The organism is Chromobacterium sp. LK11, assembly GCF_001043705.1.
GTDB classification, from domain to species: Bacteria; Pseudomonadota; Gammaproteobacteria; order Burkholderiales; family Chromobacteriaceae; genus Chromobacterium; species Chromobacterium alkanivorans.
This window is the reverse complement of record NZ_LDUR01000015.1, coordinates 49006-64424: the sequence shown is the minus strand read 5'-3', so window position 1 is coordinate 64424 and position 15419 is coordinate 49006. Positions and strand designations below refer to the sequence as shown.

The 15419-nt window shown below is 64.9% G+C and carries 14 protein-coding genes; 7 read left to right on the top strand and 7 right to left on the bottom strand.

Annotated features, from left to right (window positions below):
- Positions 1 to 26 precede the first annotated feature (26 nt).
- Entirely contained in the window at positions 27 to 791 is a 765-nt protein-coding gene (locus tag VK98_RS10260; RefSeq protein ID WP_048413933.1) for a YdcF family protein, read from the top strand.
- A 3-nt stretch (positions 792 to 794) separates the two neighbouring features.
- Positions 795 to 1670, top strand: a complete 876-nt coding sequence (locus VK98_RS10255) for an AraC family transcriptional regulator (protein WP_048413932.1) — start codon at positions 795 to 797, stop codon at positions 1668 to 1670.
- On the opposite strand, the gene VK98_RS10250 is transcribed toward VK98_RS10255, so the two are convergent.
- Positions 1644 to 2228, bottom strand: a complete 585-nt coding sequence (locus VK98_RS10250; RefSeq protein WP_048413931.1) for a LysE family translocator — start codon at positions 2226 to 2228, stop codon at positions 1644 to 1646. The genes VK98_RS10255 and VK98_RS10250 overlap by 27 nt on opposite strands.
- A gap of 235 nt (positions 2229 to 2463) precedes the next feature.
- Between VK98_RS10250 and VK98_RS10245 the strand changes: the two genes are divergently transcribed.
- Positions 2464 to 3714 carry a chitinase gene (locus VK98_RS10245; protein WP_082158890.1) on the top strand — a complete coding sequence of 417 codons (1251 nt, stop codon included), beginning with the start codon at positions 2464 to 2466 and terminating at the stop codon, positions 3712 to 3714.
- 82 nt (positions 3715 to 3796) lie between these two features.
- On the opposite strand, the gene VK98_RS10240 is transcribed toward VK98_RS10245, so the two are convergent.
- Complete coding sequence (locus VK98_RS10240) at positions 3797 to 4525, bottom strand: peptidylprolyl isomerase (protein WP_048413930.1); 729 nt, start codon at positions 4523 to 4525, stop codon at positions 3797 to 3799.
- Positions 4526 to 5565: 1040 nt separating this feature from the next.
- On the opposite strand from VK98_RS10240, the gene VK98_RS10235 reads away from it, so the two are divergent.
- The gene (locus tag VK98_RS10235; RefSeq protein WP_048413929.1) at positions 5566 to 5994 is read left to right on the top strand and encodes a thioesterase family protein; all 429 of its coding nucleotides are present in this window, start codon (positions 5566 to 5568) and stop codon (positions 5992 to 5994) included.
- Positions 5995 to 6079: 85 nt separating this feature from the next.
- Here the strand turns inward: VK98_RS10235 and mnmC are convergent, their stop codons facing one another.
- Positions 6080 to 8065: a bifunctional tRNA (5-methylaminomethyl-2-thiouridine)(34)-methyltransferase MnmD/FAD-dependent 5-carboxymethylaminomethyl-2-thiouridine(34) oxidoreductase MnmC gene (gene mnmC / locus VK98_RS10230; protein ID WP_048413928.1), complete on the bottom strand. Its 1986-nt coding sequence runs from the start codon at positions 8063 to 8065 to the stop codon at positions 6080 to 6082.
- Between the two features lie 114 nt (positions 8066 to 8179).
- The gene (gene mnmH, locus VK98_RS10225) at positions 8180 to 9217 is read right to left on the bottom strand and encodes a tRNA 2-selenouridine(34) synthase MnmH (protein ID WP_048413927.1); all 1038 of its coding nucleotides are present in this window, start codon (positions 9215 to 9217) and stop codon (positions 8180 to 8182) included.
- Positions 9218 to 9237: 20 nt separating this feature from the next.
- Between mnmH and selD the strand changes: the two genes are divergently transcribed.
- A complete protein-coding gene (gene selD, locus VK98_RS10220; protein WP_048413926.1) occupies positions 9238 to 10278 on the top strand; it encodes a selenide, water dikinase SelD in 1041 nt (346 codons plus the stop codon).
- Between the two features lie 10 nt (positions 10279 to 10288).
- Positions 10289 to 10786: a LexA family transcriptional regulator gene (locus VK98_RS10215; protein WP_231589245.1), complete on the top strand. Its 498-nt coding sequence runs from the start codon at positions 10289 to 10291 to the stop codon at positions 10784 to 10786.
- A gap of 144 nt (positions 10787 to 10930) precedes the next feature.
- Here VK98_RS10215 and VK98_RS10210 read toward each other — a convergent pair whose 3' ends face one another.
- On the bottom strand, positions 10931 to 11413 hold the full coding sequence (locus VK98_RS10210) for a hypothetical protein (RefSeq protein ID WP_053077324.1): 483 nt from the start codon (positions 11411 to 11413) through the stop codon (positions 10931 to 10933).
- A gap of 246 nt (positions 11414 to 11659) precedes the next feature.
- Here VK98_RS10210 and clpB point away from each other — a divergent pair, with 246 nt between their 5' ends.
- On the top strand, positions 11660 to 14239 hold the full coding sequence (clpB, locus tag VK98_RS10205) for an ATP-dependent chaperone ClpB (RefSeq protein ID WP_048413925.1): 2580 nt from the start codon (positions 11660 to 11662) through the stop codon (positions 14237 to 14239).
- 59 nt (positions 14240 to 14298) lie between these two features.
- On the opposite strand, the gene VK98_RS10200 is transcribed toward clpB, so the two are convergent.
- Positions 14299 to 14865, bottom strand: coding sequence for a DNA-3-methyladenine glycosylase I (locus VK98_RS10200; protein ID WP_048413924.1), 567 nt, complete (start codon positions 14863 to 14865; stop codon positions 14299 to 14301).
- Positions 14865 to 15299: a flagellar assembly protein FliW gene (gene fliW / locus VK98_RS10195; protein ID WP_048413923.1), complete on the bottom strand. Its 435-nt coding sequence runs from the start codon at positions 15297 to 15299 to the stop codon at positions 14865 to 14867. The genes VK98_RS10200 and fliW overlap by 1 nt, the downstream gene beginning before the upstream one ends.
- Positions 15300 to 15419: the final 120 nt, after the last annotated feature.

Below are 15419 nucleotides of genomic sequence, written 5' to 3'. Positions count from 1 at the left end.
GCCACGTCAACGCATCGTCATTTTCCATGGTTTCCACAATTTCCACGCAAGTGTTGGTCCACTTGGTACTGGGCGCCTTGTTGCTGCCGCCGCTGAACATGTTGTTGCTGATGTTGCTGGGCTTGGGGTTGCGTCGCCGTTGGCGGCGCTTGGGCGCCGGCCTCTTGGTGCTGGGCATGGCGGGTCTGTACGCATTGAGCACGCCGCTGACGGCGATGTGGCTGAACCGGGGTCTGGAGCGCTACCCGGTGATAGACGCCGAGCAACTGGGCCGGGTGGAAGCCATCGTGGTCTTGTCCGGCGGCAAGAAGCCGGCGCCCGAGTACGGCCGCATGGAGCCGGCGGCGGATTCACTGGCGCGGCTGCGCTACGCCGCGCGGCTGGCGCGTCAAAGCGGCAAGCCCATGTTGTTGACCGGCGGCGCGCCGATGGGAGGGGAAGCGGAGGCCGCGTTGATGGCGCGGGTTCTGAGCGAGGACTACGGCATTGTTCCGCGTTGGGTGGAGACGCGTTCCAACACCACGCTGGAAAACGCGCGCTATTCCGCCGAGCTGCTGCGCTCGGCCGGGATCAAGCGGATTGCGCTGGTCAGCCAGGGCTGGCATCTGCGCCGGGCCTTGCCGTTTTTCGAGCGCCAGGGCCTGGAGGTGACGGCCGCGCCAACCGCCTTTATCCGTTACGGCGGCGGCGGCGTGGCCTGGTGGCTGCCCAGCGGACGGGCGATGCAGGAGTGCCACGCCGCTTTGCGGGAATGGCTGGGCATGCTGTTTTACCGGATGAAAGGAGAATAAGCGATGCCGGAGCAAGCCGCCGAGTCCTCGTTTCCGGCCGCGAGGCCAAAGGTCGATCACCGTTTCTGGCGAGACGCGGCCTTGCCGCAGTTCGAGGCCCGCTCGGTGGCCGACGGACGCCGCGTCTGTTACGCCAAGCACGCTCACGAGACCTTCTCCCTCGGCGTCATCACCGCCGGCGCTTGCGACTACTTCAACGGCAAGGTGCGCCGCAGCGAGCAGGGTTCCATGGTGTTGATGAACCCGGGCGACACGCATGCCTGCAATCCCGTGGCGGGGCAGGCCTGGTCCTATCGCATGCTGTATGTGGACGTCGCCTGGCTCGGCGGTTTGCAGCAGACGCTGGGCCTGGGCCAAGCCGGCGGCTTTCGTCCCTTTGGCGACGCGGCGAGCCGGGACCCGCGTTTGTTCGCCGGCTTCAACGCCCTGTTCAAGGTGCTGTGCGCGGAGGGGCGGGGGCTCTTGGAGAAAGACGAGGCCGCTACGGCCTTTTTCGGCGACGCTCACCGTATCTTGGGCTTGGGCGTCGAGCCGGCGGCGGAGTCGAACCAGCGTTTGGCGCGCGCGGCGGAGTACATCGCCGCGCATTGCGACCAGGCCTTGCGCCTGGAGGACATCTGCGCGGCGGCGGACTTGTCGGCTTCCTATCTGATTCGCGCGTTCAAACGGCGTTACGGGGTCACGCCGCATGATTTTCTGCTGAATCAGCGGGTGCAACTGGCGCGGCGCCTGGTGCGCGGCGGGCTGCCCTTGGCGCAAGTGGCGCAGGACGCCGGTTTTTCCGACCAGGCCCATCTGCAGAGAATCTTCAAACAGTACGTCGCCGCGACGCCGGGCCAGTACCGCGCCGGCTCAGCTCAGCAAGCCCAGCGCGCTTAGTCCCAGCAACAAGGCCATGGCCTGGTTGAAGCGGCGCAGCCGCCTGGGCGAGCCCAGCTTTTGTCCAAGCCAGGCGCCGGCCAGCACCCAGCAGGCGATCGAGGCGTAGCAGATCAGAAAGTAAAGCGCGGCGAAACGCCATAGCGCCGTCGCGTCTTGGCCGGAGGTGAACGCCGCGCAGCCCGCCAGCGCCGCGATCCAGGCCTTGGGATTCAGCCATTGAATCGCCGCGCCGCGCCACCAGCTTGGCCGGGCGCCGTTCTTGTCCAAATCCAGCGAACCGTCGCTGCGAGCCAATTGATACGCCATATAGAGCAAGAACGCCACGCCGCCCCATTGCAAGCCCTGGGTCAAGGCCGGCCACTGCCGCAAGGTCTGCTCCAGGCCCAGGCCGGTCAGCAGCAGCAGCAAGGTGAAGCCGGCGGTGGCGCCGCCGACATGGCGCATGCCGGCGCGCGCGCCGTAACGAGCGCCGCAGCTGAGCGCGACGATGTTGACCGGGCCCGGCGTGATGGAGGCGGCCAACGCAAAGCCGGCCATGGCGAGGGTCTGATTCATGAGGTCTCCTGTCGGTGGGCAGCGTGGCGGTCCGATGTCCGTCCTTGGCTGATGCGGACAAAGTAGCCGGACCGGGAGGGGGCGTATTGTAGAAAAATGACCAGGTTGTCGGTGCGGCATTCAAAAATGCCTTTGACATTACGTGTTTGATGTAATACCAATTAAATACCAGATGGCGTTCGATCCGGCACTCCGCCGGCCGCGCGCGCTGTCGTACCGCAAAGGAGGGTGCCGCATGTACTTGAAGGGGAAAGCCAAGTTGTGGGCGTCGGTATGCGTCATGGCCTTGGGCGCCGGCCCGGTTTTGGCCGCCGCGTGTCCGGATTGGCGAGAGGGGGCGACTTATCAGGCGGGCGATGTGGTGGCCTATTCCGCGGCCAATTACACTGCGCGCGCGGCGCATACCGCCTATGCGGGCGCCAATTGGAACCCGCCTGCCACGCCCACGCTGTGGCAGGCAGGAGGAAGCTGCGGCGCGGCGCCGGAGCCGACGCCGACCCCGGGACCATCGCCGACTCCGGGGCCGTCCGCGCCGTTCGCCAAGCATGCGCTGATCGGATATTGGCATAATTTCGCCAATCCCAGCGGCGACGCCTACCCGCTAAGCCAAGTCAGCGACGATTGGGATGTGATCGTCGTCGCCTTCGCCGACGATGCCGGCAACGGCAATCTCAGCTTCTCGCTGGATCCCAAGGCCGGCTCCGAGGCGCAGTTCATTCAGGATGTCCGGGCCAAGCAGGCCAAGGGCAAGAAGGTGGTGTTGTCGCTGGGCGGGCAGAACGGCTCGGTCACGTTGAATACTCCGGCGCAGACCCAGAATTTCGTCAACAGCCTCCACGCCATCATCGTCAAATACGGTTTCGACGGCATCGATCTGGACCTGGAAAGCGGGGTGTCGCAGGGCGCGCCCATCATCGGCAACCTGATCAGCGCGGTGAAGCAGTTGAAAACCAAGGTTGGCGCGGGTTTCTACCTGTCGATGGCGCCGGAGCATCCCTATGTTCAGGGAGGCTATGTCGCCTACGGCAGCATCTGGGGCGCTTATCTGCCCATCATCGACGCCTTGCGCGACGATTTGAGCGTCATCCATGTCCAGTACTACAACAATGGCGGGCTGAACACGCCGTATTCCAACGCGGCCTTGGCGGAGGGCAGCGTGGACATGCTGGTGGGCGGCAGCAAGATGCTGATCGAAGGCTTTCCGCTGGCTTACGGCGCCTCGGGCAGCTTCAAGGGTTTGCGGCCGGAGCAGGTGGCCTTCGGCGTGCCTTCCGGACGCAGCTCCGCCAATTCCGGCTTCGTCAGCGCGGACACGGTGATCAAGTCGCTGGATTGTCTGATGGCCTTGAGGAACTGCGGCGCCGTCAAGCCGGCTCAGGCCTATCCGACGTTCCGCGGCGTGATGAGCTGGTCCATCAATTGGGATAGGAAGGATGGTTTCCCGCTCTCGCGGCCGGTGGGCGCATCGCTGCGCGCCCGCAACTGAGGCGCGCAAAAAAACCGAGGCGCGGATGCGCCTCGGTTTTCAACGCCGCGCCGCCTAAGCGCGGCGGACGGTGAGCGGGCGCTTACAGCGCCGGCATCGCGTAGCCTTCGATCTGGGCGGCGGCGACCAGTTGGCCCAGGTAAGCCTGCATCGCCTTGTTGCCGGCCATATCGTTCAGGTATTGCTGCAGGCGGTCCTTGATCTCCTCAAAGCTCACTTTGCCGCCTTCGTGGCGCTCCTGCACCTGGATGATGTGGTAGCCGAACTGGGTCTGGACCAGTTCCGGCGCGATCTGGCCGGCGTCGGTGCTGAATACCGCCTGTTCGAATTCCGGCACCATTTGGCCGCGGCCGAACTGGCCCAGGCTGCCGCCTTGCTGGCCGGACGGGCAGGTGGAGTGTTCGCGGGCCAGATCGGCGAAGCGGGCCGGGTTGGCCTTGATGTCTTCCAGCACGCCTTCCGCCTTGGCTTTGGCCAGGCTGCCGGCCAGGCCTTCGCCCAGCGGGAACAGGATGTGGCTGGCCACGGCGGATTCGCCGCTGCTGAAACGCTCGGGGTATTGATTGTAGAACGCGAGGCAGGCGGCTTCGTCCACGGCGTCGACCTGCAGTTCCTGTTCCAGCAAGGCGCCGATGGCGGCGCCTTGGTCGGCGGTGTCGATGCCGATGGATTTGGCTTTCTGCAGCAGCAGCTCGCGCAGGACCAGCTCCTGAACGGCGGCATCGCGCGGGTTCGGCGCGTCAGCGTAGTGGGCTTGTTCCGCTTGCACCATGTCTTCGGTGATTTCGATGCCGTTGACTCGAATGGTCATGGAGATTTCCTGTGATGGTAAATGAGGGATGCGCCAAAGGGCGGAAACTGGCGATTAGAAAAGCGATCGCCGCGCTTGTCAAGAAAGGCGACGGGCGGTCCGCGGCGCTTTGGAGTAAACCACGAAAATTTTAAGAATAATCTTATATTTGTCCGGCTGCTTCGTCGCTAGTATACGAGTCATGCAGCTTCAGGGCTTGCAAGAAAACCCGGCCGGCCCTGCTCATTGTTTTACGCCGGTTGCCGCGTTTTCTGTGTTCATGCGTTATGTAGACGTCGTTCGTCTGTACTTTGTTTTGACGTGCCAAGCCTGCATTTGGACACTTGGTGAATTGAGATCCCCGTTTGGGCCGCGTTCGCGCGGCCTCTTTTTTTGCCCAGTCTGCCGAGTGTAACACGAAAGCAAGAGGGCTTGGCCCGCGTCCCCGCCGGCCGGCGCATAAAAAAAGAGCCCCGATCAGGGGGCTCTGAATTGCACCTTCGCTCAGGTGATCGACGCAACCCCCGGAGGGCGTGTATCCACAGCCGGCAGCGCTTCGATCGCATCGAATCCGCTCTCGGGGGAGGGCTGATTCGATGGACGCAGTATGCGCCTGCCGGCGCGGGCCAAATAGAGTGATTATTGGGGGCTTGTGTGACGGGCTGTGATGAAATCGGGGCGGGCTTAACATTTGCGCAATGAATTCGCGTTTTGGTCCTGGGCCAGGGCGGCGAGCATAAAAAAAGAGCCCCAGATGGGGCCCCCAATTTGCACCTTCGCTCAGGAGACCAACGCGCAGGCCAGAAGGGGTAGGTAATTTCCAACAGAACCCGCGCGCTGATCATGCCAGATCAGGACTCTTGCGAGCCCTGGCTGCTGACGGAAACCAGTATGCCGTTTTGTTTCGGGGCCGGATATTTGGATTTGTTGTGTTTTATGTGACGCTATGTGACCCGGACGGGATTGGCCGTTATCATGACGCAGTGCAAACAATCATGGCGCGCCGGCCGTGAACGGCGATCGATGGACGCCGCGCCGGCCCGTCTTTCAAGGGGAACAGCGTGGACAAGCATTACCCGGTGATCGATACCCGCAGCATTGTGATGCGTTGGGGCGATATGGATGCCGTCGGGCATTTGAACAATACCTATTATTTCCGCTATCTGGAGCAGATCCGCCTGGATTGGCTGGAAAGCCTGGGGCACGGCATCGACCCTAACGGTTGCGGCCCGGTGCTGGCGGGCACCGCCTGCGTGTTTCGCAAAGAGATCACCTATCCCGCCACGCTGGACATTACCATCGAACTGGAAAAACTGGGACGCAGCAGCCTGAAGCTGCGGCATCATTTTTATCGGCGCGACGATCCCGGCGTGGTCTACGCCAGCGGCGAGGTGACGCTGGTGTGGGTGGACTACCAGGCGGGCAAGTCGGTATCCATTCCCGAGGACATCCGCGAGGCGGTGGAGACGGCGGCACAGTCCGCCGCCTGAGGCGACCGCCTCTGTTTTCGCCCCCGTCGCCTTGGCGCGGCGGGGGCTTTTTCGCGGCCGGCGCAAGCCGGGCCGTCTGCTCGCCTCAGTTTCGCTGCGGCAGTTTGTTGCGCATCAGGTCGCGCATCAGAAAGCGGCTGGGGTGGGTGGCTTGCATCAGGCTGCGGGCTACCGGGGCCGGCTCGTCCTCCAGCAGGGCCGCGAGGATTTCGCCCGACAGCGGCGCGGTGATCATGCCGCGCGAGCCATGGGCGGTGTTGACGTAGAGGCCGTCTATCCAGGGCGAGGCGGCGCTCAGCTTCAGCGAGGCGTCCTTGCTCAGCGGCAAATAGGCGTCGATCAGGCTTTGGACGTGGGCGACCGGCCCGACGATGGGCAGGTAGTCCGGGCTGGTGCAGCGCAGCGCGGCGCGCCCGGCCAGGGCTTTGTCCAGCAGGCCTTCGCCGCCCAAGGCCTGGTACAGGCTGGGCGCGAGTCCCGCCAGCATCTGCAGGTTTTCCTGATGCTCGAACAGATTGACGCCGAGGTCTTCGGTGTTGAATTTGAAAGTGGCGCCCAGGCAGTGTTCGCCGAAGCGGGCCGGGGAGATGTAGCCCTCGCCGCACAGCACGGTGCGCAGCGCTTCGCTGCTCGCGGTGGCGCGCGCCACGGTGACCTGGCCGCGAATCTTTTTCAAGGGCAGGTGCTGGGTGGCGTCGAACGCGCCGGTTTCCGCGGCTCCGGCCAGAATGACCACGGAACCGATGGCCACCGATCCTTCATCGCCGATGGCGACCCAGCTTTTGTCCAGCGGGTTGTAGTCCAGCTCCACGATGGTGCGGCTGGTGCGGACTTGGATATTGGGATGCTCCACCAATTTGCGCACCAGCGCGGGCGGGTTGACCCAGCCGCCCTGAGGGAAGAACAGCCCGCCGTGTTGCAGTTCCATGCCGGCCAGCTCGCTGGCTTCCCGAGCGTCGACCGGACGCAGGAAGTCGGCGCCGAAACCGGCCGCGGCCAGCCCTTGCTGGCGTTCCGCCTCGGCCGCGTCGTAGGCCAGTTGCAGCACGCCGCAGCCGCGCCAGTGCGCGTCGTCTTCCGGCAATTGGGTTTTCAAGGTGCGCAGGCTGTAGCCGTAACCGGACAGGATCAAACGGGTCAGCGGGGTGAAGTGCGGCGACAGCTTGGTGTACAACACGCCCTGCGGGTTGCCGGAGGCGCCGCGGGCCAGCTCGGGCAGGCGCTCCACCACGGTTACCTGCCAGCCGCGGCAGGCCAGGCTGTAGGCGCTGGCGGCGCCGGCGATGCCGCCGCCGATGACGATGGCGCTGCGTTCCCCGTGCCGCCGCGCCGGACGGGCAAACCAAGGCGGCGACCACTCGCCGGCGGGCGGAGTTTGCAAATGGCCGTGGCTCATTTCCCGCTTATGGCCGAAGCCGGCGGTCTTGCCGACGGCGAAGCCGGCCTCGCTCAAGCCGCGGCGCACGAAGCCGGCGCTGGTGAAGGTGGCGAAGGTGGCGCCGGGCGCGGAAAGCCGCGCCATGGTCTGGAACAGTTCCGGCCGCCACATGTCCGGGTTCTTGGACGGGGCGAAGCCGTCGAGAAACCAGGCGTCGACGCGCGCGTCCACTTCCGGCAGCACCTCCAGCACGTCGCCGATCAACAAGGTCAGCGTGACGCGGCCCTGGCTCAGCAGCAGCCGGTGCCAGCCCGGGGGCAGGGCCTGGTATTGGGCCAGCAGTTGCCGAGCCAGTCCGGCGAGCTGGGGCCAGAGCGCCAGCGCCTGGGTCAGATCGCGCGGGGTCAGCGGAAATTTCTCCGCGCTGATGAAGTGCAGCCGCGTATCGGCCGGCGCGTATTGCAGGAAGCACTCCCACGCGCACAGGAAGTTCAGACCGGTGCCGAAGCCGGTTTCGGCGATGGTGAAGTGGCCGCCGGCGGACAGCTCGGCGAAGCGTTCGGCCAAGCGGTTGTGCCGCAGGAAGACATGGCGGGTTTCGTCCAGGCCGGAAGCGCGGGAAAAGTAGACGTCGCCGAATGCGAGGGAAACCGGTTGACCGTCTTGCCAGTCAAGTTGAGCGTGTGGGGTCATGCGCGCGGAGTCGGGGCGCGGCGCGGCGCCGCGGATGAATTAGGATGTTCTGATGATACCGCAGTTTTGCGCCGCGATCAGCGCCGCTCCGCGCGGCGGGCTTCGAATCGGTTCTCAGGCGATCTGCGCGGCGGCAAGGTCCAGTCGTTCCGGGGCCAGGCTGTCCAGCCGCAGGGGCATGGCCTCGGCCAGTTGCGGATAGTGCGTGCCCAGCGAGCGGTAATAGAGCGGATCGTAGTGCTTGGCCAGCAACTCCGCCACCAGGGCGTCGAAGCGCCCGGCCCGGATCATCTGGTTCCAGGCGTCCAGCTGTTCGCCGGAGTGCAGCCCTTTCAGGAAGCCCAGCTGGCGGATCAAGGCCTCCGGGTCTTGCAGGTAGAAGGCGTAATCTTCCAGCAGGAAGCGCACGCGCTCCGCCAAGGGCACGTCGATCAGCAGGCAGTCTCCTTGGTGCATCTGGCGGTAGAGCGCGTCGGGCAGGCTGACGAAGCCCACTTTCTTGCTTTCCGCCTCGATGAATACCGGGCGGTTGGGGTCCAGGGCGCGAATCTGTTGCAGCAGCAAGGTGTCGAACCATTTTTGCGGCGGCTGGGGCTGGTCCGGCAGCCGGCCCAATACCGAGCCGCGGTGATTGGCCAGTTGCTCCAGATCCAGCACCTGGTGGCCGGCGCGCGCCAGCGCCTGCAGCAAGCGGCTCTTGCCGGAGCCGGTGGGGCCGCAGATCACGCGCAGCCTGAGCCGGCCGGGCAGCTCTTCCAGCCATTGCAGCGCCTGGCGGCGGTAGGCTTTGTAGCCGCCCTCCAGCTGATGCGCGGGCCAGCCTATCTGGGCGAAGATCAGCGCCATGGAGCCGGAGCGCTGGCCGCCGCGCCAGCAGCAGATCAGCGGACGCCAGGACTTGGGCCGGTCGGAGAAACTTTCTTCGATATGGCGGGCGATGTTCTTGGCGGCCAGCGCGGCGCCGACCTTGCGAGCTTCGAACGGAGACACCTGTTTGTACAGGGTGCCGACGCGAATTCGCTCATCGTTGTCCAGAACCGGGCAATTAATGGCGCCGGGAATATGATCCTCGGCAAATTCTGCCGGGGAGCGGACGTCGATGATCTCGTCAAACTGCCCAAGCTGTGATACGTTCGCGACCTTGAAAAGCATAAATATGGCGGAGTCCGCAAATGGCTGAAATCAAATTGACGCAATTGTCTCACGGCGGCGGCTGCGGCTGCAAAATTGCCCCGGCGGTGCTGGAGTCCATTTTGTCGACGGCCAAGGAAAAGATGGCCTTTCCCAATCTGTTGGTGGGAGCGGAAACCAGCGACGACGCCGCGGTGTATCAGCTGAACGCCTCGCAGGCGATTGTGGCGACCACCGACTTCTTCATGCCCATCGTCGACGACGCCTATGATTTCGGCCGCATCGCCGCCACCAACGCGCTGTCGGACATTTACGCGATGGGCGCGACGCCCATCATGGCGCTGGCCATCGTCGGCATGCCGGTGAAGGTGCTGCCGGTGGAAACCATCCGCGACATTCTTTCCGGCGGCGAATCGGTATGCCACGCGGCCGGCATCCCGCTCGCCGGCGGCCATTCCATTGATTCCCCGGAGCCGATCTACGGCCTGGTGGCCTTGGGCGTGGTGCATCCGGACCAGCTCAAGCGCAACAGCGAGGCGCGCGACGGCGACGTGCTGATCCTGGGCAAGGGCCTGGGCGTCGGCGTGCTGGCGCAGGCGATGAAAAAAGGGGAGCTGGACGACAAGGGCTACCAGGCCTTGATCGCCTCCACCACCAAATTGAACACCGTGGGCGCGGAACTGGCGGCCATGGACGGCGTGCACGCGCTGACCGACGTCACCGGCTTCGGCCTGCTCGGCCATGCCCTGGAGGTGTGCAAGGGCGCGAAGCTGGCGGCGCACATCGATATGGCCGAGGTGCCGGTGATCGAGGAGGCGCGCGCTTTCGCGGAGCAAGGCTGCGGCCCGGGCGCGATCGAGCGCAATCTGGCCAGCTTCGGCGAGCATGTCGATTTCGGCGCGGAACTGCCGGAGTGGCAGCTGCGCTTGCTGGCCGATCCGCAGACCAGCGGCGGCTTGCTGGCGGCGGTGGCGCCGGAGCAGGCGGACGAAGTCCTGGCGCGTTTCCAGCGCGCCGGCTTCGGCTATGCCGCCAAGATCGGCCGTCTGGCCGCGGGCGAGGCCCGCGTCATCGTTCGCTGAGCGGCGCGACGTGGACGACGCCCATCCGCAGAGCCCGCCGCTGGTCGCCCGCGACCGGCCTTTGGCGGAACTGGTGCGGCTGGCGCCGGGGCGAGTGGGCGGCGCGCGCCGCTCCTGCGCCGGCGACGTTTCTATCCCGTGGTTCGACGGCAGCGTGGCGGCGGGCTTCCCGTCGCCGGCCGACGACTATCTCGAGCGTTCGCTCAATCTCAACGACTTCCTGATCCAGCACCCGGACACCAGTTTCTTCGTGCGCGTCGCCGGCGACGCCATGGCCGGGGCCGGCATTTTCGACGGCGACCTGCTGATCGTCGATCGCCTGCTGCCGCCGCGCCACAACGATGTGGTGGTGGCGGTGGCGGGCGACGAATTCCTGGTGCGCCGCTTGCACCTGAGCCCTGGTCAAGTCTGCTTACGCGCTGCGCAGCCGGGCTACGCCGATTTGCAGGCGGAGGCCGGCGTCGAGATCTGGGGCGTGGTCAGCTCAGTGGTGCGCTCGCTGCGCTGACCTTACCGGCGCGGCTTTTAAAGTCTTGCGAGCCAGGGCGAGACAAGGCGAAAACCGCCAAGAAAGCCGAATGCGCATAGGGGATGGGGCCTTGGCGGTTTTCAGCGCCGTATCGCCGAAGCGAGGCAGGCTTTGAACCGTTTCTTAAAAGGTCCAGCGCAGGCTGAACGTGGTGACGGCGACCCGCGTCTTGTGCGGGGTGTAATCCATCTTGGGCACATAGCCCACTTCCAGCGCCAGCTTGCGGGTGCCGATGCTGAGCATGGGGAAGACGACCATCTGCTTGACGCCGGAGCCGTCCAGGTAGCCGGCCAATAGCGTGGTGCCGGCGTAGAGCGGGCTGGACCCCAGCTGCCATTCCTTGCGCCAGCCGCCGGCGACGAACCAGGCCGTTTCGCGGAAGGAGTCGCGATAAGAGCCGACGCGTCCTATCCAGCGACCGTCCGCGTCGTTGCCCAGCGGCGCCCATTCCAGCCCCAGGCCGGGGTTTTCCCCGTTGAAATCGCAACGTTTGCCGCTGCATTGGCTGTGTATCGACGCGCCGTAGGCCAGCAAGGAAAGGTCGTTGTCGGCGTGGGCCAGGGCACAGGCGGTGAATAAAAGGCTGGCGGCCAGTAATGGCTTCATGGAGATACCCCTTTGAGATTGGATAAGCGATTTCGCTAGTCAGGCGGCTCGGGACTTGGGTGGGCGGCTCTTGTTTGGGCCGGTCCGGTTCCGCTCTTGATTTAATGCATAGATTAAATTTTTTGCCGACGCCATAAATAAAATGCGCCTGAGGCAAAATCGGGATCAAGATCGACGACGAGGAGGCTTGAAAAGCAACTGGCCATGCCCAGATAGTGTTTATCAATGTTCCGAAGGAGCCACTCCATGCGATTCGACAAGCTGACGACCAAGTTCCAGCAGGCGCTGGGGGATGCCCAGAGCCTGGCCCTGTCTCAAGACCATGCCTATATCGAGCCGCAGCATCTGCTGCTGGCCATGCTGGACGACGCCGACGGCGGCATCGCCGGCCTGCTGGCGCGCGCCGGCGTCAACGTGCCCGGTCTGAAGGGCGCGCTGAACCAGTCTTTGCAGCGGCTGCCGCGGGTACAGGGCAACGGCGGCGAGATCACCGTGTCGCGCGATCTGGCCAATCTGCTGAACCTGAGCGACAAGGCGGCGATGAAGCTGGGCGACGAGTTCATCGCCAGCGAGCTGTTCCTGTCGGCGCTGAGCCAGGACAAGGGCGAGGCCTCGCGGCTGTTGAAAGAGCACGGCGGCCAGCCGGCGGCGATCCAGGCCGCGATTGACGCGGTGCGCGGCGGCGAAAGCGTGTCCAGCCAAGACGCGGAGAGCCAGCGCGAAGCCTTGAAGAAGTACACCCAGGACCTGACCGAGCGCGCGCGTCAGGGCAAGCTGGACCCGGTGATAGGCCGCGACGACGAGATCCGCCGCGCCATCCAGGTGTTGCAGCGCCGCACCAAGAACAATCCGGTGCTGATAGGCGAGCCGGGCGTCGGCAAGACCGCCATCGTCGAAGGCCTGGCCCAACGCATCATCAACGGCGAAGTGCCGGAAAGCCTGAAAAACAAGCGGCTGCTGGTGCTGGACCTGGCCGCGCTGATCGCCGGCGCCAAATTCCGCGGCGAGTTCGAGGAGAGGCTGAAGGCGGTGCTCAGCGACCTGGCCAAGGACGACGGCCAGACCTTGATCTTCATCGACGAAATCCACACCCTGGTGGGCGCGGGCAAGGCCGACGGCGCGATGGACGCCGGCAATATGTTGAAGCCGGCGCTGGCGCGCGGCGAACTGCACTGCATCGGCGCCACCACGCTGGACGAATACCGCCGCTACATCGAGAAGGACGCGGCGCTGGAGCGTCGTTTCCAGAAAGTGCTGGTCGGCGAGCCGTCGGTGGAGGACACCATCGCCATTCTGCGCGGCTTGCAGGAAAAGTACGAGATTCACCATGGAGTGGACATCACCGACCCGGCCATCGTCGCCGCCGCCGAGCTGTCGCAGCGCTACATCACCGACCGCTTCCTGCCGGACAAGGCCATCGACCTGATTGACGAGGCCGCCAGCCGCATCAAGATGGAGCTGGACTCCAAGCCGGAAGAAATGGACAGATTGGACCGCAGGCTGATCCAGCTGAAGATCGAGCGCGAGGCGGTGAAGAAGGAAAGCGACGAGGCTTCGCAGAAACGGCTCAAGCTGATCGAGGACGAGATCGCCGAATTGTCGCGAGCCTATGCCGACCTGGACGAGATCTGGAAGGCGGAAAAGGCCGCGCAGCAGGGTTCGCAGAGCATCAAGGAGGAAATCGAGCGTCTGAAGGTGGAGATGGAGGACCTGAAGCGCAAGGGCGACTGGCAGAAACTGGCGGAGCTGCAGTACGGCAAGCTGCCGCAGCTGGAGGCGCGGCTGCAGGACGCGGAAGCGGCCGGCTCCGGCGAGCAGGCCAAGCCCAATCGCTTGCTGCGCACCCAGGTGGGGGCGGAGGAGATCGCGGAAGTGGTCAGCCGCGCCACCGGCATCCCGGTGTCCAAGATGCTAGAGGGCGAGCGCGACAAGCTGTTGCGCATGGAGGAGGTGCTGCACCGGCGCGTGGTGGGGCAGGACGAGGCGGTCAGCGCGGTGGCCGACGCCATCCGTCGCTCCCGTTCCGGCCTGGCCGATCCCAACAAGCCTTACGGCTCCTTCCTGTTCCTGGGGCCGACCGGCGTGGGCAAGACCGAGCTGTGCAAAACCTTGGCCGGCTTTATGTTCGACAGCGAAGATCACCTGATCCGCATCGACATGTCTGAGTATATGGAGAAGCATTCGGTGTCCCGCTTGATCGGCGCGCCGCCGGGCTACGTCGGCTACGAGGAGGGCGGGTATCTGACCGAGCAGGTGCGCCGCAAGCCGTATAGCGTGATCCTGCTGGACGAGGTGGAGAAAGCGCATCCGGACGTGTTCAACATCCTGCTGCAAGTGCTGGACGACGGCCGCCTGACCGACGGCCAGGGCCGCACCGTGGACTTCAAGAACACCGTGGTGGTGATGACGTCCAATATCGGCAGCCAGCAAATCCAGGCGATGGACACCGACGACTACCAGGTGATCAAGCTGGCGGTGATGGCGGAGGTGAAAACCCAGTTCCGGCCCGAGTTCATCAACCGCATCGACGAGGTGGTGGTGTTCCACGGCCTGGGCGAGCAGCACATCAAGTCCATCGCCCGCATCCAGCTCAAGAGCCTGGAAGGCCGGCTGGCCAAGCTGGACCTGGATTTGCAGGTCAGCGAGGAGGCGTTGGCCTTGTTGTCGGAGGCGGGCTTCGATCCGGTCTACGGCGCGCGCCCCTTGAAGCGGGCGATCCAGTCCGAACTGGAAAATCCGCTGGCCAAGGCGATTCTGGCCGGCAAGTACCCGCCCAAGTCCACCATTCTGGTGGAGGCGCGGGACGGCCATCTGAGTTTCGCCTGAACTTGGGTCCGCTCGTAAAAAAAGCCCGGGAATCCGGGCTTTTTCTTTGCGCGGCGGGCTCAGCCTCGGTCGGGGCGGAGAAAGCAGGCGGACATGTGGTCGTTGACCACGCCGCAGGCTTGCAGATAGGCGTAGATCACCGTGCTGCCGACGAAATTCATGCCGGCCTTCTTCAAGGCCTTGCTGACTCGGTCGGACAGCTCGGTGCTGGCGGGCACCCGCTCGTCGTCGCGGCGGCGCAAGATCGGCCGGCCGTCCACATGCGCCCACAGCCAGTCGGCGAAGCTGCCGTGTTGTTGCTGCATCTGCAGAAACACCTTGGCGTTGCGGATGGCGCTCCGGATCTTCAGCCGGTTGCGCACGATGCCGGCGTCCTGCATCAGCCGCTCGACGTCGCCGTCGTCCATCGCCGCCACCTTGACCGGGTCGAAGCCGTGGAAGGCGCGGCGGTAGCCGTCGCGCTTGCGCAGGATGGTGATCCAGGACAGGCCGGCCTGCGCGCCTTCCAGGATCAGCATCTCGAACAGCTTGCGGTCGTCGCGTTCCGGCCGTCCCCATTCCTCGTCGTGGTAGGCGACGTAGAGCGGGTCGTCGCCGCACCAGGCGCAGCGGGTCTGAGCCGGCATCAGCGGTTATGCAGCAGGATGTCGCACTGCAGCCCCACTTTTTGCAGGCCGGTGCGGCTTTGCAGATTGATCACCAGCGGATTGCGGATGTTCGCCTTCATCGTGGACAGCGCCGGGTGCTGCTCATCGGCCTGATTGCTCAGCATCAGCAGGATGGCCACGTCCTGCGGCTGCTGCAATTGCAGCTCGCCGACTTCGGCGTCGTCCAGTTCGATTTCGTAGCGGATGTCCAGCGCTTCCGGCGTGGTGATGCTGAAGATGACGCCGGGGTCGTCCAGCGATTGCATCCAGAACACCTGGGGCTGGGCCTGGGTGGCATTGTGAAACAGCTTGAAGCGGGTGCAGTTCTCCAGCGCGGGAATGCCGCGCGGGAAGGTGATGACGGTGCTCTCGTCGATATCGACTTGGCCGAGCTGGCTGGACTGGAACCGCATGGCGTGCCTCCTGGCGTGACAATGCTCTCATTATGCATGGCGGCGACGGCAATTGCACAAGCGTAAAGCCGCCGCGCGGGAAGTTTGCAAGCCGTGGTTGTGGGCGCGGGCTTATCGGCC

Bases quoted from the DNA above. Each gene is read 5' to 3' on its own strand.
- VK98_RS10255 (WP_048413932.1), top strand. From the start codon at position 795: ATGCCGGAGCAAGCCGCCGAGTCCTCGTTTCCGGCCGCGAGGCCAAAG.
- VK98_RS10260 (WP_048413933.1), top strand. From the start codon at position 27: ATGGTTTCCACAATTTCCACGCAAGTGTTGGTCCACTTGGTACTGGGC.
- selD (WP_048413926.1), top strand. From the start codon at position 9,238: ATGGCTGAAATCAAATTGACGCAATTGTCTCACGGCGGCGGCTGCGGC.
- mnmC (WP_048413928.1), bottom strand. From the start codon at position 8,065: ATGACCCCACACGCTCAACTTGACTGGCAAGACGGTCAACCGGTTTCC.
- VK98_RS10210 (WP_053077324.1), bottom strand. From the start codon at position 11,413: ATGAAGCCATTACTGGCCGCCAGCCTTTTATTCACCGCCTGTGCCCTG.
- clpB (WP_048413925.1), top strand. From the start codon at position 11,660: ATGCGATTCGACAAGCTGACGACCAAGTTCCAGCAGGCGCTGGGGGAT.
- VK98_RS10240 (WP_048413930.1), bottom strand. From the start codon at position 4,525: ATGACCATTCGAGTCAACGGCATCGAAATCACCGAAGACATGGTGCAA.
- fliW (WP_048413923.1), bottom strand. From the start codon at position 15,299: ATGCGGTTCCAGTCCAGCCAGCTCGGCCAAGTCGATATCGACGAGAGC.
- VK98_RS10250 (WP_048413931.1), bottom strand. From the start codon at position 2,228: ATGAATCAGACCCTCGCCATGGCCGGCTTTGCGTTGGCCGCCTCCATC.
- VK98_RS10200 (WP_048413924.1), bottom strand. From the start codon at position 14,865: ATGCCGGCTCAGACCCGCTGCGCCTGGTGCGGCGACGACCCGCTCTAC.
- VK98_RS10245 (WP_082158890.1), top strand. From the start codon at position 2,464: ATGTACTTGAAGGGGAAAGCCAAGTTGTGGGCGTCGGTATGCGTCATG.
- mnmH (WP_048413927.1), bottom strand. From the start codon at position 9,217: ATGCTTTTCAAGGTCGCGAACGTATCACAGCTTGGGCAGTTTGACGAG.